Source organism: Marinomonas sp. HM11-D (assembly GCF_057626615.1).
This window is the reverse complement of sequence record NZ_JBMMKT010000003.1, coordinates 82,378-102,588: the sequence shown is the minus strand read 5'-3', so window position 1 is coordinate 102,588 and position 20,211 is coordinate 82,378. Positions and strand designations below refer to the sequence as shown.

The window sequence follows — 20,211 nt, the reverse complement described above, 5'->3', positions numbered from 1 at the left end:
CAGATCGAGGTGTGCATGTCTTTGATAACGGATAAGCGTTTAATTTTTGTTGGTGGCTGTGACGGTGCGGGTAAAACCAGTGTCGCAGCAGCCTTAGCGCTGTTGGCATCACGTCGCGGTCAACGAGTGCTGGTGGTTTCCGCTGATGCAGAGAACTCTTTGGGTTATGCATTTGATTGGCAAATCGGCGAGCAAGGAGCAGCTGTCTGTGCAGGTGTGCATGCTTTAGAAATCAATCCAGTGACTGAAACCGCGAGTTTCGAGCGAATTTGTGGTCTGATTGATGACGCAGAAGAATTCTACGATGTGCTGATTTTTGACGCTGCGCCGCTGGCTCACACTCAAGTTGTGAGCGGGGCAACACTGGATCCTGGCGTGCTAGAGCGTTGTCAGCGCCGTTTCCAAGATAGTGAGAATACGGCATGGTTAGTGGTTGCAACACCAGAGCAGAGTGTGATCAACAAAGCCATGGTAACCCTAACTACTTGGCAAGAATACCAACTCCCCATCTATGGTGTGCTGCTAAATTCTGTTGCTGAGAATACCACAGTCACGACACTTCCAACGGACATCCCTCAGTATCAATTGCCGCAGATGCCTACGCCAATACATGGCATTGGTACCCTGCAGCAGGTGACGGTCGCGCTTGATCAAGCTGGGCTATAGTCACGCGTTAGTAACGAACAAGGCAGCCAACTGGCTGCCTTGTTTTTTGCACTGCCTTAGAAATTAGAAGCTATAGGCCACTGTTAGGCTACCACCCCAAACATCGGAGCGTTCGACGATTGAACTGTCTTTGATTCCGCTGCCAAGATTGCTGTAGCCAATATTAGTAATGGTTTTCCAATGATCGCCAAATGGGAAAATATGAGTAAGTTCAACACGACTCACCAGTGCATCATCCCCTTGGTAAGCTGCAAAACCTGAGCTCGCCGACTCTTGTGCGCTAACGCCGTAGTAATAATCCACTAGGTCGTCTGACAGATACGCTAGGGTCAGTGCTGGAACAAACATCCCAGCAGACGTTTTGTACGATTTAGCAACTTTAACGTTCGCCTCGTAGCCTTCGTGACGGTCACTGATATCAGCCGCCAAGGTGGTGCTAATGTCCATAGTTGCCAATTTGGTTGACCAGTTTAGAGCCAATTCTGCAGCGTCTTTACGATCGCGGAAATTGTGTAAAACAGTATTATCGTCAACATCAATTGGCGAGCGACGCAAGCGAATGAAAGCGCCAACGGTATTGTCGCCAGAGAGTTCTTGCTGCACACCAAGTCCATTGGTGTTGATGCGCAGAGCGCCGTAAGACAAATCAATATAAGGCCACAACTCTTTTGGATCGTCTTCCCCCACCACATGGCTTTGCAGCCACAAACCAGATGCACCTACCGTTGTATCAAGCTCAGCCGCCTGAGCGGCACCAGCGAAAGGCAGTCCTAGCATAGGGGTGAGCAGTAGTAATTTGCGCGTTGTGAGCTTTTTCATATCCTTTATCCTACATCTTCTGAAAGAGACAGATATTCATGATACGTGAGTAAGTGGCGCCACAAGTGTCAAAAACTGAAAACATTTAACCGAAGAAACCCGCTGAAAGGGCTTTCAGCGGGTTTAGATATGCTTAATAGTTATAATGGTTTTTTACCGCGCAGCACGTGAATCACGGCAGACAAAATCATCAGAATTAGGAAAACAAAGAATAAGATTTTGGCGATCCCCATACTTGCCCCAGCGATGCCAGTAAAACCTAATGCACCGGCAATCAGAGCCACAATCAAAAACATTAATGTCCAACCCAACATAGTATTATCTCCTATAAAGCCAGTTTGATGTCGTGAACTGTTTTTAGGCTAGAGCAGGTCAGCCAAGATTAAGTGCAAAAAAGGTGTGATGAATTAGGAGACGGACTGAGTAATGTAAAGAGTGTTGATCAGTGCATGCGAATGCGTTGCATACGCTTATCTGCGTCAAGGCGCTGTCAGAAATCGAATCAAATTCGTTAGCAAGTATCCTTTCAATGTTGACGTAATCGTTCAGCCCATTTGCCTTGATGGCTACGCACACAGGCTTGTTCATTGTCTAAAAATAGATGTTTGTTGATATCTTTTAGAATGATATTCAGCGTCTTCATGCGTCCTTGCAGAGTGTTCTGTAAGGCTGAGTAATGGACGCTGTTAGCGAAATGGGCCTGCGCTTCATCCGACTCAAAAACACAGACGATTCTTAAGCTTTGCGGAAAACGATCGTAGTCTACAAGATGGGTTAACCACTCAAAACCCAGGTTCAAATCGAGTAGCTCATCACATTGCTCAGTCAGTGTTTCCCGTAGTTTGTTATCCAGCTTTTTATCAGTCTTGCGCACTGTCGTTGCTCCTTCCTGTGTCATAGTTAATTGCGTTGTGATTATAAAAAAATTTTATCCTTGAAGCGTTAAGTGATTGTGCTATCTCACGAACAAAGTGAACAAGTGGCCGTTTTGATCTAGTATCAAGAGTATCAAGCCGACCCAATGTAGTAGGAGTAGTAATGTCTGATGTAGTGGACGGTCAGCGTAGCGAGCATGAAAAAATTGAGCTAGAGCATGAGGCCGCTAAGATCTTTATGCGCTGGTATGAAGGCAATACTGGGAAGAAAATACGCCATATTTGGCATAATCAACCCCAGCGTCCGGATGTTTCGTGCATGTTTGAAGGAGAGCGCTTGGATCTAGAAATCGCCCATCTGTATGGCTCAGAAGCGGAAGCCATGGCGATTTTAGGGCGTTACCTCACCGAACAAACCAAGCAAGAGTTACACGCCTTAGATCAAGAGCCTCACGAACGCTTGTTAACCGCGTTAAACCGAATTTTATTGAGCAAAGCCGGTAAGAATTACCATTCTAAACGCGTCTGGTTAGTGATCCGTAATGCCCATCCACAATGGACCAAAGAAGACATTAAGGGACTGATTGGTCATATTAGTGTGCCCGACAATCATCCATTCGAGAAAATCTGGATGGTGGGGGATATGGAAGGGAAATCTGGAATCGTTCGATTATACCCTGAATAAAATGAATGTCGCTTCAGCTGTTGTAGCTTCATGTAACTGATTGTTTGAATAATATTTGATATATAGCTCTAGATGACAATTTTAATTCTATGCTATCACTAGACCCAGAATCTACACTTGCTCAAGTGTAGATAAGATTCCAAAGGGGCCATCATATGTTCGGTAATAGTAAAAGTATGTCTGGAAAAATCTATGAGCAGGTGCTCGCTCAGGCTCTAGACGCAGTTGTCAGCATTGATGATAAGAATCAGATAACTTTTTTTAATAAGTCCGCGGAACGCCTATGGGGATATACCCGAGACGAAGTCGTAGGTAAAAATGTCAAAATGCTAGTCCCCATAGCGATTCAGTCTGGGCATGATCAGTTTGTAAACTCAAACCGTGATACGGGGCAGGATAAGATTGTCGGTACCAGCCGTGAAGTGGAAATTGACTGCAAGGATGGCTCAAAAGTATGGGGAAGTCTTTCCCTATCCAAAGTAAAAATCGGCGGTAAATTACATTATACAGCCTTTATAAAAGACATTTCAAAAGAGCGTCAGCAGCGAGAAATCATCAACCAGACCTTAGAGCAATCACTCGATGCTGTGGTGACCATTGATGCCAATAATATGGTGACTTTCTTTAATGGAGCAGCGGAAGAATTATGGGGCTATGAGCGTCATGAGGTATTAGGCAAAAATGTCAAAATGCTAGTGCCGAAAATGTTTCAAGCGAACCATGATGATTTTGTCAACGCTAACCGTAAAACTGGTGTCGACAAGATTGTTGGAACAAGCCGAGAAGTGGAAATCGAGCGTAAAAGTGGAGCTAAGATTTGGGGGAGTTTATCGCTGTGTAAGGTGCGTGTCGGTGAGGAGTTGATTTATACCGCATTTGTCAAAGACATAACAAAAGAGCGAGAGGCACGAGAAATCGTTAATCAAACTTTGGAGCAAGCCCTAGATGCGGTTGTTACCATTGATGAAAGTAATTTGGTGACATTCTTCAACCGAGCAGCTGAAAATTTATGGGGTTATGAACGCCGTGAAGTGCTGGGAAAGAACGTTAAAATGCTGGTGCCACAGATGTTCCAAAGCAACCATGATAACTATGTTAATACTAACCGTTCTACTGGACACGATAAAATTGTCGGCACAAGTCGTGAAGTTATAATCGAACGGAAAGATGGTAATACGGTCTGCGGAAGTTTGTCTCTCTCAAAAGTTCGTCTTGATAGTAAAATCTTATATACAGCGTTCGTAAAAGATATTACTGCCGAAAAAGCTGCCCAAGAAATTATTAATCAGACCCTAGAGCAGGCAATGGATGCGGTAGTAACAATTAATCATGCAAACGAAGTAACCTTTTTTAATAAAGCCGCTGAAGCACTTTGGGGATATCAACGCCAAGAGGTATTGGGCAAAAACGTGAAGATGTTGGTTCCAGTAAATATTCAAGCGAATCATGACGAGTATGTGAATGCTAACCGCGTTACTGGCGAAGATAAAATAGTGGGGACGACACGAGAGGTGCCAATTAACAGAAAAGATGGCGATGTACTTTATGGCTCCTTATCCCTTTGTAAGATTCATATGGGTGATAAAATTGCTTATACCGCGTTCATTAAAAACGTTACTAAGGAACGTGAGTCCCGTGAAACCACTAATGCTGCTATGGCGTCAGTGATGCAGTCGAGTAACCAGATTGGTGAAATTGTTTCGGTCATTAACAGTATTGCAGATCAAACAGGGCTACTTTCACTTAACGCTGCGATTGAAGCCGCTCGGGCAGGGGAACAAGGGCGTGGTTTTGCGGTAGTTGCGGATGAAGTTCGAACCCTAGCATCAAAATCATCTGCTTCAGCCAGTGAGATTGGTACTTTAGTCGAAGAAACAAAAAAACGGATTGGAGAACTGGCTGACGCACTAAAAAAATTCAGTGAGTAACCAGCTGATACATTAAAATGATGCAGCATAGGGCTAGCAGTGCACTTAGCCCTTGCCAGAACTTCACGGGATTTCTTGCCATCAGCGGTGGTTGGGTCTTTTTCAAGAAGGCCTTGTTTGGATGACGTAAGTCGTAGGCAAATTCATCCGCTTCTTGATAGCGTTTGCTAGGTGAAATATGAATGGCCTTCATAATGGCTTCATCTGCCCATTGCGGTATGGCGCTACGTTTTTCAAATTGATTGATCGGTGTGGCGTGTAACCGTGCTTGTTGTTTTTCAGTGCGTGTTTTAATCACTTCTACACCATAGGGTAACTTCCCAGTGAGCATCTCATAGGCAATCACGCCTAATGAATAGACGTCGGCACAGGCATTGGGACTTTGCCCAAGGAAATACTCGGGTGCTGTATATTGAGCGGTGCCCAAAATATGAAAATGCTCGATGGCATTGTCGATCTCGGATAAGCCCGCCACACTGACTGAGCCAAAATCGATGATTTTCACCGTGCCATTTTGGTCGATCATGATGTTTTCGGGCTTCAAGTCTTGGTGCAGCATTTCATGGCGATGAAAGGCGCGCAATCCCCGCGCAATTTGTTCAATAATGTTGCGCACCTCATCAAGGGAAGGTGAAGGATGATCCTGCATCCATTGTTTCAGGGTGATGCCTTGCACATACTCCATGGCGGTGTAGATGAAATTCGGTTGGCGTTGCTGTAACAAAGGTTTAAGTACATGGGCGCTGTTGATGCGTCGAGCGATCCATTCTTCTAGTAGAAAGCGTTCCAAGTAGCTGGGATTGTCGCGCAGTTCCATGGAGGGCGTTTTTAACACCACGGTTTGTCCTGATGACTGGTCGTTGGCGATAAAGATATGACTACGTGGGCTGACGTGGATTTTGCGCACGATATCGTAACCATCAAATGCCATGCGTGCTTCAAGCTCAGGAGGAAACGGCAAGGAAGTGAGTTGCCCCAAGATTTCCTGCTCATCCATCTTGGCAAGCTGTAGTACCTCAACCAATTGCAGGGTGAGGTTATCTTGGCTGCCCCGCTCAAGCGCAAGCTCAACCAGATTTTTGGCGGCAAGATCCAAGTCTTCTTGGTGTTCAGTTAGCACCTGCTGTACGTCTTGATGATGGATAAAGTCATACACACCATCTGTCGCTAACAAGAACAGATCACCAGGTTGCAGTGAAAAACTGCGATGATCAAACTCTAGATGCTGCTCCATGCCCAAAGCGCGGGTGAGATAGCTTTTCTGGGCATTGATCTGAAAGCGATGATCCTTGGTTAAGGGCTCCCAGTGCGCCTGATGAAGTTTGTAGATACGCGTATCCCCAGTATGAAAGACATAGCCAGTGGAGGACTTTAAGATCAAGGCACTGAAGGTACAGACGTAACCACGGTTCATATCTCCAGCATAATGGCTGTGAAGGGTTTGCGAGTACAGCCAAGCATTGAGGGCGGTTAAAACCCGTTGGGCAGAGGTTTTTACCGACCATGCTTCCGAGGTGCTGTAGTAGTCGGAGAGGAAACTTTGTACAGCGGCTGCACTCGCAAATTGGCTGACATCGCTCGAGCTAATGCCATCGGCAATGGCTAAGGCGATGCCTTTACTCTGTAACGAAGTATCTGAGGGAATGCGCACACCATGGCAGTCTTGGTTAAGTGGTTTGCGGCCGGCAGAAGAAAATTGCCCGATACGAACACTTAGACTCGAACTCATAGATGACATCCCTCAGATAAAAAAAGGTGCTCAGAAGCTGAGCACCAAATGCTGGTAAACCAGTAGGAGTGTAATGTGAAAAGTCTAGAACGACGCTTTAACTTCAGTCGAAATGTCCGCCTGTTGTGCCACTTTGCGTTTCGCGCTTTGTTTCACGTGGGTGTAGTAAAGTGGTAGTGCAACAAAGAAGAAACCACCCGCCAAGTTACCTAGCGCAGTTGGGATCTCGTTCCAGATAATGTATTGCATAAAGGTAAAGTCACCGCCCATGATCATAGAGAATGGGAACAGGAACATGTTCACGATAGAGTGCTCGAAGCCCATAAAGAAGAACAGCATGATTGGCATCCACATGGCGGCCATCTTGCCCGTTGCAGAAGTGGAAATCATCGCTCCCACTACACCCATCGACACCATCCAGTTACACAGCATGCCGCGAATGAAAATAGTGAACCAGCCAGCAACTCCGTATTCGGCGTAACCTAGGGTGCGTGATTCACCGATACTGCTCACTTTCTCTGCGATCACGCCACCGTCGGTGTTGTAGCCGTAAGTCAAAATAAAGGAAATTAAGAAGGCGACCGTCAGTGCACCGGCAAAGTTGCCGATAAAGACCAAGCCCCAGTTACGCATCAACTGCTTCATATCGCAGCCTGGACGCTTATCGATCAAGGCCAATGGCACCAATGTGAAGACGCCTGTCAGCAAGTCGAATTTCATCAAGTAGAGCATGATAAAACCAACGGGGAACAAGCAAGCGCCCAGAATCGGCGAGCCACTTTTGATCGCGACCGTGATAGCAAACACTGCGGCTAAGGCCAAAATGGCACCTGCCATAAAGGCACGGATTAGGGTGTCCTTGGTCGACATGTAGATTTTCTCTTCACCAGCGTCAACCATTTTTGTGACAAATTCAGAAGGCATTAGATAAGACATTCTGTGTTCTCCTCAAACGGGGTAAGGGGGAGACCGCCTCGCCATGGTTATTTTTATTCGGGCGAGGCGGGTCTCAAGCAAAAAAAAGCGCCCACAGAAATATGACTAAGTCATGTTCTGTGGACGCCATTGTCCAAGTCGTCGGCAAAGCCAACGTTAGCTTCACTTACCCTGTTATAAAGCAATCACAATGCCAACTTTCTAAGCCACTGAAAGTAAGCGTTTTTTTAAGATGAAACCGTTTTTTAGAGCAGTGTAATGGGCAAAAATGGTGCATGGCTTGGTTGTTTTGCACCTTTTTTGTCATTTTAGTGAGCCTTTAACATGCTTGAAACACTGATGATGTTCTCAGCAATATCGATAATACGTTTATTGCCATCCATCGCCGCTTGACGCAGTTGCTTGTAAGCCGCTTCTTCGCTGACGCCTTGGGTGGTCATCAAAATGCCTTTGGCTTTTTCAATCAACTTACGCTCATTGAGAGTTTGCTTGGCCGTATTGAGCTCGTCACTGACTTTACGTAAATGCTCCGCTTGGCGTTGTACCAGTTCATAAAGGGAATGCGCGAGATTGATATTCACACCGGGGCCAATGCTGACGGTGGTCTGTGTGCTTTGTGCGTCCATGGCGGTTAGGGCTGACATGGGCGGGGTTTCGTATTGGGCTAAGGTGACCAGATGTTCTTGGTGCAGACGCAGTTCTTCACTGGCCTGTTGAACCTTGTCTTGGCACAGCTTAGACAGTTCCTGTGTGATTAAGTAGGCGATTTCCTGCATGCCGTCGATACGTGCGGTGGCGGCTTGGTACCAAACTTCGCCAATGGCGCTGGGTAGGGAATCCCCAGGACGAAAGCGTACAATCATTTGGCGCATCCGCTCCATTTCAATAGCCGCATCGCTGCTTTCCAGCTGACGCCATTGGGCGGACGGGAGAATTGAAGCAAAGTCGTTAAAGATATCAAAACAGCCGAACTGGGCTTCGTTTAGAGCGCGAATTTGTTCTTTAGTCGTATTGGAAAAGGTGCCTTTGGTAAAACCGATCACGCCCCAAGCACGCTCTTGTCCTGCGTATTCCTTACCTTGAACAAAGTTAAACAGAGCTACTAGTACCTTAGTGATATCCGGATCATTAGAGACATCGGCGGCTTCAAAAATGACGGCAAGCAAGCCTGCAATAAGATGGTTAAAGAATTTGGTGGTATCGGTTGCCGAGATGGCTTGCTGGCTAACACGTTCACGTACCGCGGCTAAATCCTCTAATGAGTGCATAACATAAGCCAAGCTGTTGTAGAGGCGAATGGTGGCGCTGCCACAACGTTTCAGATCCAACTCCTCTAATGCGAGGCCAAAGTCGGCGATGGCTTGGTCTGTCGCAGGTAGCTCGGCTTCTCGTTCTTGCTTTAGGCGCTTACCTTCAGAGACGAGATAAGAGTTCGATAAACCGCGCTCTTTTTGTAGCGCATGGCTCAGATCTGACACTTTGACCACCAAACGGCTGTTGATCATCAGCTGTTTTAAAGCATTGATTTCAGACTGTTTTGCAGCCAATAAAAAGTCTTCGGTGCTGGGTGTATTTATCATAAAGGGGGTACAACTCATGGTGAAAGCTTGCATTAACTAAGCAAGGTTTATTCCAGATTTGAGTTGTTAAGGAAAAGCAGGGGGATCGCCCCTGCTTAATAGGTATTAATCGCGGCTGTGGACGCATTGGCCCATGGCATAGGTTGCTTTGATGGCGCGATCGTCTGCCAAAATCATCAGCGCGAAAAGAGTATCCTGGATGCTGTTGGAGCGCTCGAGACGGGTTTTCAAAAGTGGCGTGGCAGCTTTATCTAAGATTACGAAATCCGCTTCCGTGCCCACCGCTAAGTTGCCAACTTTATCCTCGAGTCGTAACGCTTTTGCGCCACCAAGGGTGGCTAAATAGAAGGACTTGATCGGATCCAAATTCTGTCCCTGCATCTGGATCACCTTGTAGGCTTCGTTCAAGGTTTTGAACATGGAGAAGCTGGTGCCACCGCCGACATCTGTGCCCATACCCACATTGACCTTGTGAAACTCGGCTTTTTCCAAATTAAATAAGCCGCTGCCTAGGAATAAGTTGGAGGTCGGGCAAAAGGCAATCGCCGAGCCCGTCTCACTTAGGCGTTGGTATTCTTGATCACATAGATGAATGCCGTGGGCAAACACGGAGCGCTCGCTGAGTAGATGATGTTGGTCGTACACATCGAGGTAATTTTTCGACGCGGGAAACAGCTCTTGTACCCAGTCACACTCTTTCACGTTTTCTGATAAATGGGTGTGCAGATAGAGATTATCGAACTCACTAAGCAACTTACCTGCTTGGGCTAATTGCTCTGGGGTAGAGGTCGGCGCAAAGCGCGGTGTCACGGCATAGTGCAAACGACCTTTTTCATGCCACGCTTCGATCAGAGCTTTCGAATCTTGGTAACTACTTTCTGGCGTATCGGTTAGATAGTCGGGTGCATGGCGATCCATCATCACCTTGCCACAAATCATGCGTAAATCCTGCTGCTCAGCCGCTTCAAAGAAGGCCTCAACCGATTGCTTATGCACTGTGCCAAACACCAAGGCAGTAGTGGTGCCATTGCGTAACAGTTCTTTCAAAAAGCGCTGCGCCACCTCACTGGCGTAGTCTTTGTCGGCGAACTTACTTTCTTCTGGAAAGGTGTAGGTGTTTAACCAATCCAGCAATTGTACCCCGTAGGAAGCGATCATATCGCTTTGAGGGTAATGAATGTGGGTGTCGATAAAGCCTGGTACGATCAGAGCATCTGGGTGGTGTTCGATCTCGATCTCTGCGTCCAGTGTATTCATCATTGGCTCAGCATCGCCTAGTGCGCTGATCAAGCCATCTTTGATCACCAATAAGCCATCTTGAAAATACTCAAACGCATTTTCACTACCGACGTCGGTCGGGTTTGCCGTGCAGTGTAGGATGGCTGAACGCCAAGCTTTTGTAATAGACATGTGCTCTCGTTATTTGCTCTATGGAATGATTATTTTATGCGGCAAGAACTTTGACCGAATGTTTATGTTTAGTCAATCCGTCAGGTTTACTTTGCTGTGCCATGGTAGACACAAACGTTAGTTAGGTGAATCAATAAAAATGGCGCGAAAGTCATTTACTTTCGTCAGTGTAGGCCCCGTGATCACTGACTGACCGATTTTCTCAAAAAACGTATGGGCGTCATTGTTGGCTAAGTATTCCTTTGCTTGCATGCCTTTACTGAGCGCATCCGCTAATGAGTACTCGGTGATCATCGCCCCAGCAATCTCCGCCATGCCGTCGACTCCATCGGTATCACAGGCAATGGCGGAAATGCAGGCTTGTCCTTTTAGCTCAATGGCAAGCGATAAGAGAAACTCCACATTCGGGCCGCCAACGCCATTACCTTTTACGGTCACCGTGGTTTCACCACCAGAGAGTAGTAAGCAGGGCGGTTTGATAGGTTGCTCGAAATGCCGCACTTGGCGCGCAATCCCCGCCATGACTTTGGCAACTTCTTTGGCTTCGCCTTCAATGCTATCGCCAAGGATAAGGCTTTTTATGCCCAGTTCTTGAGCCCGTTTGGCGGCGGCTTCTAAGGCCATTTGTGGGGTGGCAATCAGTTTGGTGACACATCTTTGAAGGCGGTAATCGTCCGGTTTGATGCTTTCGTATGAGCCTTGTTCGAGCTTTTCTCGGACGACATTGGAAATCTCAATGGCGTATTTATCGATGATGTTGAGGGCATCTTGGCAAGTGCTCGGGTCAGCGACGGTAGGTCCTGAGGCAATGGCAGACAGCTCATTGCCAGGCACATCGGAGATTAATAAGGTGGTCACTTTGGCTGGGTAACACGCCGCAGCGAGACCGCCACCTTTAAGCTGAGACAAATGGCGGCGCACGGTATTGATTTCGATGATGTTCGCACCACTTTTAAGCAGTGCGCTATTAATGACCTGTTTTTCCTGTAGGCTGATTTCTGCATAAGGTAACGGCATGAGCGCGGAGCCACCGCCAGAGAGGAGCACCACTACCTGATCTTGCTCGGTTAAGCCGGATACACGCTGCAATATTTCCTGCGCCGCTTTTAAGCCGTTTTCATCGGGGACAGGGTGAGCCGCTTCAACGATGTCAATTTTTTCACAGGGAACGGCGTAGCCGTAACGGGTAACGACTAAGCCTGAGACGTCGCCTTTAAAGTTTTGTTCAAAGGCTTGTGCCATGGCGGCAGAGGCTTTACCAGCACCGATGACAATGGTACGCCCCGCCACGGGGCAGGGCATATGCCGAGGCACACAACGATGGGGCTGTGTCACATCAAGGGCTGCTTCAAATAAAGAATGCAGTAACTGCGTGTGGGCGGTTGTCGAGCTGGACATCTGGTTTTCTCCCTCTTAATGCACTGGCTAGGCAAAACCTAAGCACCAGTCTGAGCGTACAAGAAGAAGTTATGCAGTATCTGTACCACGCTTTTTAACGTAGTAAATAATGAAGTGCACTAGGGTTGCCAAGCCAACGCCCGTGCAGTCGGCCCAAAAGTCGTTCCATTCGCCACGACGATGGACATAGGGCTGAATCAATTCGATGGCACCACCGCAAAGAATAATGACGACAGCGAATAGGAAAAAACGCCGGCTGGGGCCAAACGCACACAGCATGGCCCAAAAGGCAAAGCCCAGTACATGATGTAATTTATCTGAACCAGGCGGTGTGCCAAGGGCTGAAGCAGGCATTAGCGTTGCCAGTGAAACCGTCACCGCACCCAGTAAAAAACCGAGTAACTGAGTGCGAGGACTGTATAACCAACATCTTTGGATCATGATCAACGCAATACGCGAGAACGAATGGTACGGCCTTTGATCTTCTTCGTAGAGAGCGCTTTCACCACTTGGCGAGCATGGCGCTCTTCGATTGCCACATAGGCTTGGAAGTCGAAAATATCGATTTTGCCGACCGCGCTTTTCTCAAGGCCTAGACCTGCGGTTAGGGCGCCCAGAATATCACCGGCACGTAGCTTGTTTTTCTTACCCGCATCAAAGGCGATGGTTACTACTTCTGGTTGCAACGTGAAGTTGCCTGGGCAAGTGCCGAGTGACAGGAACTCTGGCTCAATGGCAAAGCGTTCAGCGATATCAGACAGTTTGTAGTCTTCGCGATCGGTAATAAAGCTCACCGCGATGCCTTCTGCACCAGCACGGCCAGTACGACCAATACGGTGGGTGTGTACATCGATATCACGAGTGGTGTCGTAGTTGATGATCAAATCAATTTCTTTGACGTCGATACCACGTGCTGCCACGTCCGTTGCGACTAATACGGAACAGCTTTTGTTAGAGAAACGCACCAACACTTGGTCACGTTGTTTTTGCTCAAAATCCCCGTGGATCGCCAAGGCGCTGACATTGTGATCGGTTAGCCATTCTGCCACTTCATCACATTCTGCTTTGGTGTTACAGAACACAATCACTTGGTTCGGTTCAAAGTGTGACAAGGTGTCCAGCAGGCGTTGTGGTTTATCACTGTTGTTGGCACGCACGAAGTATTGATCAATGTTCGGACGGGTCGCTTCTTCCACTTCGATTTTAACGAAGCGAGGTTGGCGCTGGAATTCTTCGCTGATGCTGGCAATGTTGTCGCCGTAGGTTGCTGAGAACAGCAAGGTTTGACGCTGTTTCGGTGTTAGTGCCACGATGTCACGGATACTGTCGATAAAGCCCATGTCTAACATGCGGTCGGCTTCGTCCAGCACCAAGGTGTTAATACCACTCAGATCCAGATGACCTTTACGAAGATGTTCCATAATGCGGCCAGGGGTGCCGACCACCACGTGGGCGCCGTGTTCCAAAGAAGCGATCTGCGGGCCAAATGGCATGCCGCCACACAACGTTAGGACCTTAATGTTTTCTAAGTAGCGCGCCACTTTACGAATTTCTTTGGCCACCTGATCGGCCAATTCCCGTGTTGGACACAGCACCAAACTTTGGCAACCAAAGTAGCGTGGGTTCAGTTGCATCACCAAGCCAATGGCAAAAGCAAGGGTTTTGCCACTACCTGTTTGCGCTTGTGCGATAAGATCTTTGCCCGCTAACACATCCGGTAAGGCCTGTTGTTGAATCGGGGTAAAAGAGGTGATTCCCATGTCCGCAAGAAGTTGCGTCATTTTAGGAGGAAGCGTGTCAGCCAGCTGCAAAGGGGTAGATGCGTTCAAGAGTGTGTCCAGTTAAGAAAAATTTGACGCAGTCTAGCAAATTTTAACGGGCGCCACTATTTATAGGATGAAAGGAAACCGATAAATATTTGTCAAAAGCACGCCTTAGAGTGCAACGAGCCCCTTGTGAATTATATTGCCCATCTCCATATCGCCAAATTAACGCAAACTTCCTACGCCGGAAACCTGCTCGGGGATTTTCCTTGGCAGCCTGACCCGACACAAAACGCACTCTGGCAAGGCTGGCGTCTGCATCAAGCCATCGACACCTTTGTTGACGCACATCCGCAAACCGAGCTGTTTAAAACGTTACCTAGAGCGGGGCGGCGGCGTTTCGCGGGGATAGTGCAGGACATTTTGATGGATTACTGGTTGGTGCGCTTGTGGCCAGAATACGATGAACAGTCCTTTGAGCACTTTGCGCGACAAGCGGTCGCCGAATTGTCGAGGGATAAGCGCCATTGTCCAGAACGACTGCAGCACATGATTAGCTCGTTGCAGCAAGAGAACTGGTTAGCGGACTTGGGTACCGATTGGGGCGTGGAGAGGGCGATTCGCTCGATTCAAAGGCGTTGGCCGTTAGGCCATCACTTAGAACCCTTTATTGCCGAGTTGCCGCTGTTGTTAGAACAGGCGCAGGCGCCATTTTTAATCTTGTATCTAGAAGTAATAGAAGAAGCACGACGTAGAGTAGAGCAAGGGTTTTGAGTTTTCGGGGCTTAAAAAAAAGAAAAGCCGCAGTGATGGCACACTGCGGCCTAAGGGGCGATAGCCGCCCGATCGAGAGAACACCCAGAGAGAACATACGCGTCGTATACGCTGTAGTTCCTGGATGTTTTGCAGTATAGGGGTGGTTGGATTTTGCTGTGTTGACACAGGTCAGTTTTAAGAATCGTGCAGGAAATTTGGTCGGTTTTGGTGTTAACAGACTGATTGACGGTACGTTTTTGTCACAGCCACGGAGTTTTTAGCATAGTGAACTAAACTTTGTGTTAGACTGCGCGCCAAATTTTGAATGGTATGAAAGAGGTGAAAACGTGAGCGTTCAATGGTTCCCTGGGCACATGAATAAAGCTCGACGCGAAATCGAGAATGTCATGACTCAAGTCGACCTCGTGATCGAGGTTTTGGATGCCCGTATTCCAGATTCAAGTCAGAACCCAATGCTGACGACCCTGCGCGGCGATGTGCCAGTATTACGTTTGCTGAATAAAAAAGATTTAGCGGATAAGGATCGTGTTAATCGCTGGTTAGAACATTGGCGTGATGCGGACCAGATCACAGCGTACCCGTTTAGCACGCAAGATAAAGCGGATCTGGCCAAGTTATCTAATTGGGTACAACAGCTGGTGCCACACCGCGGCAGTGCCGAAAAGCCCATTCGCGCCATGATCGCAGGTATTCCAAACGTCGGTAAATCTAGCTTAATGAATGCTTTGCTAGGCAAGCGCGTGGCTAAAGTGGGTAACGAGCCAGCGGTGACTAAATCGCAGCAAAAGCTTCGCGTGAACGATGGTTTTCAAATTCTCGATACGCCTGGTATTTTGTGGCCAAAAATCGAGAACCCAGACGCCAGCTACCGTTTAGCGGTGACCGGCGCAGTGCGTGATACCGCGATTGATTACGAAGATGTCGCCGTGGTGGGACTGAAGTTCTTTATCGCCGATTACAGCGATGCCTTGATTGCGCGTTACAAATTGAAAGAAGCGCCAGTTGATGCGGTGGATACCTTGAAAATTATCGGCTCTAAACGCGGTGCTTTACGCGCTGGCGGTAAGATCGATATGCACAAGGCGGCAGAGGTATTTTTATCCGATGTGCGCAGTGGTGCGATTGGCCCGTATGTGATGGAAACCCCAGAAATGGTGGCCGAAGAATGGGTCAAAGTAGAACAGGTCAAAGCAGAAAAAGAAGCAGCTCGACAAGCTCGTCTAGCCGCTGCGGTACCTCAACGTCAGCAACAGCAAAACATTGAGTACCGCCAAGATCAAAATAAAGCTCCAGTTAGTGATGAGAAAGAGTGAGGTATTGCTCTATGGATTATGAAATTGCATTTGACCAAGAAGAAGGCGCTTACCGCGTTTTCGCTGACGTAGAGTTTGCGGCGATCGCAGAATGGGTTAGTGAATATTTAACCAACAAGGAAACCGTGCAGCGTGTTTGGCAAGCGGCGTCTTTGGCGGAGAAAGAACAGGAAGTGACCGAGTTTAAGCACGGTATTTTTAACGTGGTGATCAGCCCAGAGGGTGTGGCGGTCAAACGTCGCATTGATATGAGCCAAGCCGAAGAAGAGATCAAAGCCATGTTTGATACTCAAAGCGGTTTCTTCCAAGCCTCAAACGACGGTGTCGAAGCCGAATGTGGTTTGGATGATCTCATTGATCTGATTGAAAATTGGCACGATTTTCAGCAATAAGTTGTTCCCGTTGTAGTCAAGGTTTACACTAACACCTGTTTTTAATGATGTCCTTTAGGAGCCATTATGCTCATCGAATTGGAAAAAGCCCGAACGCGTAAGAATGTGGTACGTATCTTCCGCGAAGAAATCGACGGACCTGATAACTGGACAGATGGATTTATCATCGCGGCAAACGAAGAAATGGTGCTGATGCAGCTGGTGGACGATGGCGTACACTTGAATGGCTATCAGATTCTGTTTCTGGAAGACATTAGCGACTTTATGCATCCTGCACCGTTCAATGACTTTCAAAAACGTGTCCTAGAGCTGCGTGGTGAAGACATTGAAGATCCAGAAGTTGACCTAACCGATCTAGCGGTCTTGCTAATGGACATCAGTGAAGAATTTGGTTTGGTGACGATTCACCGTGAAGAAGTCGATGCGGATGGCTGTGAGATTGGCCGCGTTTTACGTGCGGATGCCACCACTTTCGAACTAGAAGAAATCGGTTCAGATGCGCGTTGGTTCGATGAAACCTACGAATACGATCTGTACGATATTACTCGTATCGAATTCGGCAGTGCCTACGAAGACGCACTGTTACTGGCTAACGAAGACATGGGCGAAGATGCCTATGAGTTGGTCGAATTTGATGACGAGGACGAAGAAAACAATTAACTTCGTCACGAAAATGTAAAACTAAGGGGGAAAAGCATGCTTTTCCCCCTTTTTTATTTCCTGCTTTTATAAACCAGCCGATACACTATTTACGTATGAGTTAAATAAATTAATTTTGGATAAATTGATGAGAAAACTTTCTAGATGGACGCTAGCATTGCTGTTGGTGGTGTTATCCGGTTGTGCCGTATTTGCCAGTAATAATTTGGATGAGATCTTTGGCCCAGCTGACAGCCAAAATCGTCAGGTGCCTGTCACCAAGCATAGCGGTGCTGTGCATGATAATTTTTATCAGGCGCAAGTAAAGCCCATTTTAGAAAGCCGTTGTATCAATTGTCATGCCTGCTATGACGCGCCTTGCCAAATCAAGTTAACCGCCCCCGGAGGCATTGAACGTGGCGGTAGCAAAGAGATGGTTTACGAAGGGGATCGACTGCTTGCTCTAGAACCAACGCGCTTATTTGAAGACGCCCGTACCGCTGAGGAGTGGCGTGATAAGGGCTTTTACCCCATTCTAAATGAACGCTCTCAAAGTCCTGCCGCCAATTTGCAGGGCAGTGTCTTATACCGTGCCATTGCACTACGTCGCCAACAGGGACCAGCAGAGACAGATGTCCTGCCAGTGGATCAGTACGATTTTTCCCTAAATCGTGATCAACAGTGTCCAACAATTGAAGAGTACAGCAGTTTTGAAGCCTCCCATTCGACTTGGGGAATGCCCTACGGCCTACCTCAGCTGAGCGATCGTGAATACGAAGTTTTGACTAAGTGGCTGGTTCAAGGTGCGCGCATGCAGGCCACGAATCAGGTGCCAGACGCTGTTAAAGCTGAGGTGCGAAAGTGGGAGCAACGCTTTAATGGGGATTCTATTAAAGAGCAACTGGTCAACCGTTATATCTATGAGCACATTTACCTATACAGCTTGTATTTTGATGACAAGGCCCGCTTTACCTATAAGTTAGTACGATCAAGTACGCCCCCTGGCGAGCCGATTGAGCGTATCAGTACTCGTCGCCCTTACGATGATCCTAAAGTTGAGCGTGTGTATTACCGACTTTGGTTAGATCCAGAAAGCCGTGTGCAGAAAACCTTTATTCCAATGCAGCTGGATGAAGCTCGTTTTGCGCGCTGGTCAAAATGGTTCTACGACACTAAGTATTCGGTTAACCGCTTATCCAGCTACGAGCCTGAGGTGGCGAGCAATCCATTTCAAGCGTTTGCCCAAATTCCAGCCAATAGTCGTTACCGCTTTTTGTTAGATCATGCACAAAACACCATTATGGCGTTTATCAAGGGGCCAGTATGCCGTGGTCAGGTGGCGGTTAATGTTATCAATGAGCAGTTTTGGGTGTATTTTGTGAACCCTGACTTAGAACTGCATAACATTGGTAGTTCTTTCCTAGAAAACAATGCCGAGTCTTTGGCCTTGCCTGCGTCCCAAAGCAGTAATGCTTTACCGATTTCGTCTTGGGTACTGTACTCAGAGAAGCAAAAAAACTATCTAGCCTCCAAGGCTTCTTTGCTAGAGGCCATGGGTAAAAATGGCATGAAGTTTAACCTTGAAATGATTTGGGATGGGGAAGGCCATAACAGCAATGCGGCACTGACTGTGATGCGACATTTTGATAATGCCACTGTGGAAAAGGGGCTAGTCGGTCCTGAGCCGAAGACGGCTTGGGTGATTGACTATCCCTTGCTAGAGCGCATTCATTATCTTTTGGTGGCGGGCTTTGATGTGTTCGGTAATGTGGGCCATCAGTTGGTGACACGCTTGTATATGGACTTCTTGCGCATGGAAGGGGAAATGAATTTTCTGATGTTCTTACCCCGTGATGAGCGTTTAGCAGTGCGTGAATATTGGTACCGTAATGCCAACCAAGCCATTAAAAACTACATTTTTAGTGATCTTCTGCAAGTAGATGTAGCATCTGCTGTCGACTATAAAACCGAAGATCATAAGCGCGAGTTGCTTGATTTGATTGAACAGCGTCTAGCGCCAGTATTACATCATGAGCATGAGTTGGCTCAGTCGCGCTTAAATAGTGCAACACAAGACGCACTACTTAGCTTGCAACAGCTGAAAGGTGAGGCGGTCGCCCCTTTTCCAGAGTTAGCCATGATGCTGATTGAGCGAGAGGGACAAGACGCGGAGTTGGCGACCATTATTCATAACCGTGGTCATTACAATATCACCAGTTTATTGGACGAAGAGTCGACCATTGCTCCACAGGAAGATAATTTGATGGTAGTGCGTGGTGTTATCGGCGACTACCCCAACGTACTGTTAAAAATGACAGAACAACAGGTGCCTGAATTTGTGGCGGCGGTAAAAGCGATTAAGACCGAAGCGGATTACAGTGCTTTGCTAAATGACTATGGTGTGCGACGTACCAGTGATCAATTTTGGCAAGTCAGTGATGAAATGGCCCGTCTAAACAAAGTCATGAAGCCTCTATCGAGCGGTATTTTGGATTACAACCGGTTAGAAAATCGCTAACGAGAACGGGGTAGCTGAACGATTCAAAAAGCTTTGGTTATGCCAAAGCTTTTTGTTGAAGCGTTAGACGTCGTTATAACCATCTAATAGCCATTGCCAGGCTTGCGGTTGGTATTCAAATCTAGTCTGCTTCTTGAACTCTTTTTCAAAAGAGCGCTTGAGGCGGTCTAGATTTTTCTTTTTCCAGCTGGCGCCATTATCCCGTATGTCGCACTTATCAAAGTCGATCAGCCACACTTGCTCTTGATCATCGAGCATGATGTTGTGACAGTTCAAATCACTGTGATAGACATTGTGGCTGTGAAAACGGCGAATGGTTTGGCCAATGTTGCGCCACATTTCGTTGTTTAAGGTATTTTCTTGTAGTATTTGAAACAAGTCCTTGGCGTTAGGAATCACCTGTGTCATCAGCCATGCTTGGTAAGAAAGACCTTCGCGACGCACCATGCCACACATGGGAATCGGGGCTGGTAATTTGAGTTTCTGTAAGGTTTCCAACAGTGCCAGCTCTTTGAAAGCTCGGGTTTGCTCCAGAGGTTGGACTAGGAACGAGAACTTATTGTACTTACCAATCAGACCGCCGCGGCGGTATTGACGCAGAACGGCGTTGCCATTTGGGGTGTCAACAAACCACACAGTGCCACGCCCAGTGGCGGTGCTTAGTAATTTATGCTGTGCTTGCCAGTACTCAGGCTGGAACCAATCCTTGGTTATCCCTTTGTTGTTTGGGCTGATAAAAACAATGTCGCTGCTTGCGGTAGGGTGAATGCTTGGCATGAAAAT

Annotated in this window: 18 protein-coding genes and 1 pseudogene; 8 read left to right on the top strand and 11 right to left on the bottom strand. The window is 47.4% G+C overall.

Annotated elements, in window-relative coordinates:
- Positions 1–15: 15 nt before the first annotated feature.
- The gene (locus ACOSVP_RS05025; protein WP_487346394.1) at positions 16–666 is read left to right on the top strand and encodes an ArsA family ATPase; all 651 of its coding nucleotides are present in this window, start codon (positions 16–18) and stop codon (positions 664–666) included.
- Between the two features lie 63 nt (positions 667–729).
- On the opposite strand, the gene ACOSVP_RS05020 is transcribed toward ACOSVP_RS05025, so the two are convergent.
- From ACOSVP_RS05020 to ACOSVP_RS05010, 3 genes are all read right to left on the bottom strand, one after another.
- Positions 730–1,485: a MipA/OmpV family protein gene (locus tag ACOSVP_RS05020; protein ID WP_487346393.1), complete on the bottom strand. Its 756-nt coding sequence runs from the start codon at positions 1,483–1,485 to the stop codon at positions 730–732.
- 140 nt (positions 1,486–1,625) lie between these two features.
- Positions 1,626–1,799 carry a DUF1328 domain-containing protein gene (locus ACOSVP_RS05015; RefSeq protein WP_487346392.1) on the bottom strand — a complete coding sequence of 58 codons (174 nt, stop codon included), beginning with the start codon at positions 1,797–1,799 and terminating at the stop codon, positions 1,626–1,628.
- A 212-nt stretch (positions 1,800–2,011) separates the two neighbouring features.
- The gene (locus ACOSVP_RS05010; RefSeq protein ID WP_487346391.1) at positions 2,012–2,359 is read right to left on the bottom strand and encodes a Fis family transcriptional regulator; all 348 of its coding nucleotides are present in this window, start codon (positions 2,357–2,359) and stop codon (positions 2,012–2,014) included.
- Positions 2,360–2,523: 164 nt separating this feature from the next.
- Here ACOSVP_RS05010 and ACOSVP_RS05005 point away from each other — a divergent pair, with 164 nt between their 5' ends.
- Both ACOSVP_RS05005 and ACOSVP_RS05000 read left to right on the top strand, forming a co-directional pair.
- Positions 2,524–3,045: a hypothetical protein gene (locus ACOSVP_RS05005; RefSeq protein ID WP_487346390.1), complete on the top strand. Its 522-nt coding sequence runs from the start codon at positions 2,524–2,526 to the stop codon at positions 3,043–3,045.
- 155 nt (positions 3,046–3,200) lie between these two features.
- Positions 3,201–4,934, top strand: a pseudogene (locus ACOSVP_RS05000) (PAS domain S-box protein); the annotation flags it as partial.
- 28 nt (positions 4,935–4,962) lie between these two features.
- On the opposite strand, the gene ACOSVP_RS04995 reads toward ACOSVP_RS05000, so the two are convergent.
- From ACOSVP_RS04995 to dbpA, 7 genes are all read right to left on the bottom strand, one after another.
- Positions 4,963–6,702 carry a bifunctional protein-serine/threonine kinase/phosphatase gene (locus ACOSVP_RS04995; RefSeq protein WP_487346389.1) on the bottom strand — a complete coding sequence of 580 codons (1,740 nt, stop codon included), beginning with the start codon at positions 6,700–6,702 and terminating at the stop codon, positions 4,963–4,965.
- A gap of 84 nt (positions 6,703–6,786) precedes the next feature.
- Complete coding sequence (locus ACOSVP_RS04990; protein WP_487346388.1) at positions 6,787–7,638, bottom strand: formate/nitrite transporter family protein; 852 nt, start codon at positions 7,636–7,638, stop codon at positions 6,787–6,789.
- A 308-nt stretch (positions 7,639–7,946) separates the two neighbouring features.
- Positions 7,947–9,218, bottom strand: a complete 1,272-nt coding sequence (locus tag ACOSVP_RS04985) for a nitrate- and nitrite sensing domain-containing protein (RefSeq protein ID WP_487346387.1) — start codon at positions 9,216–9,218, stop codon at positions 7,947–7,949.
- 105 nt (positions 9,219–9,323) lie between these two features.
- The gene (gene guaD, locus ACOSVP_RS04980; protein WP_487346386.1) at positions 9,324–10,628 is read right to left on the bottom strand and encodes a guanine deaminase; all 1,305 of its coding nucleotides are present in this window, start codon (positions 10,626–10,628) and stop codon (positions 9,324–9,326) included.
- A gap of 117 nt (positions 10,629–10,745) precedes the next feature.
- Complete coding sequence (locus ACOSVP_RS04975) at positions 10,746–12,026, bottom strand: glycerate kinase type-2 family protein (RefSeq protein WP_487346385.1); 1,281 nt, start codon at positions 12,024–12,026, stop codon at positions 10,746–10,748.
- Positions 12,027–12,095: 69 nt separating this feature from the next.
- Positions 12,096–12,467: a VanZ family protein gene (locus ACOSVP_RS04970; protein WP_487346384.1), complete on the bottom strand. Its 372-nt coding sequence runs from the start codon at positions 12,465–12,467 to the stop codon at positions 12,096–12,098.
- Between the two features lie 2 nt (positions 12,468–12,469).
- Complete coding sequence (gene dbpA / locus ACOSVP_RS04965; protein ID WP_487346383.1) at positions 12,470–13,855, bottom strand: ATP-dependent RNA helicase DbpA; 1,386 nt, start codon at positions 13,853–13,855, stop codon at positions 12,470–12,472.
- 126 nt (positions 13,856–13,981) lie between these two features.
- On the opposite strand from dbpA, the gene ACOSVP_RS04960 reads away from it, so the two are divergent.
- The 5 genes from ACOSVP_RS04960 to ACOSVP_RS04940 all read left to right on the top strand — a co-directional run bounded on the left by ACOSVP_RS04960 (position 13,982) and on the right by ACOSVP_RS04940 (position 19,428).
- Entirely contained in the window at positions 13,982–14,563 is a 582-nt protein-coding gene (locus tag ACOSVP_RS04960; protein ID WP_487346382.1) for an acyl carrier protein phosphodiesterase, read from the top strand.
- A gap of 329 nt (positions 14,564–14,892) precedes the next feature.
- A complete protein-coding gene (gene ylqF, locus ACOSVP_RS04955) occupies positions 14,893–15,879 on the top strand; it encodes a ribosome biogenesis GTPase YlqF (protein ID WP_487346381.1) in 987 nt (328 codons plus the stop codon).
- A gap of 11 nt (positions 15,880–15,890) precedes the next feature.
- Positions 15,891–16,271, top strand: coding sequence for a YacL family protein (locus ACOSVP_RS04950; protein ID WP_487346380.1), 381 nt, complete (start codon positions 15,891–15,893; stop codon positions 16,269–16,271).
- A gap of 66 nt (positions 16,272–16,337) precedes the next feature.
- On the top strand, positions 16,338–16,931 hold the full coding sequence (locus ACOSVP_RS04945; protein WP_487346379.1) for a hypothetical protein: 594 nt from the start codon (positions 16,338–16,340) through the stop codon (positions 16,929–16,931).
- Between the two features lie 127 nt (positions 16,932–17,058).
- Positions 17,059–19,428, top strand: coding sequence for a fatty acid cis/trans isomerase (locus ACOSVP_RS04940; protein WP_487346378.1), 2,370 nt, complete (start codon positions 17,059–17,061; stop codon positions 19,426–19,428).
- 63 nt (positions 19,429–19,491) lie between these two features.
- Here ACOSVP_RS04940 and ACOSVP_RS04935 read toward each other — a convergent pair whose 3' ends face one another.
- On the bottom strand, positions 19,492–20,205 hold the full coding sequence (locus ACOSVP_RS04935) for a 3-deoxy-D-manno-octulosonic acid kinase (protein WP_487346377.1): 714 nt from the start codon (positions 20,203–20,205) through the stop codon (positions 19,492–19,494).
- Positions 20,206–20,211 lie beyond the last annotated feature (6 nt).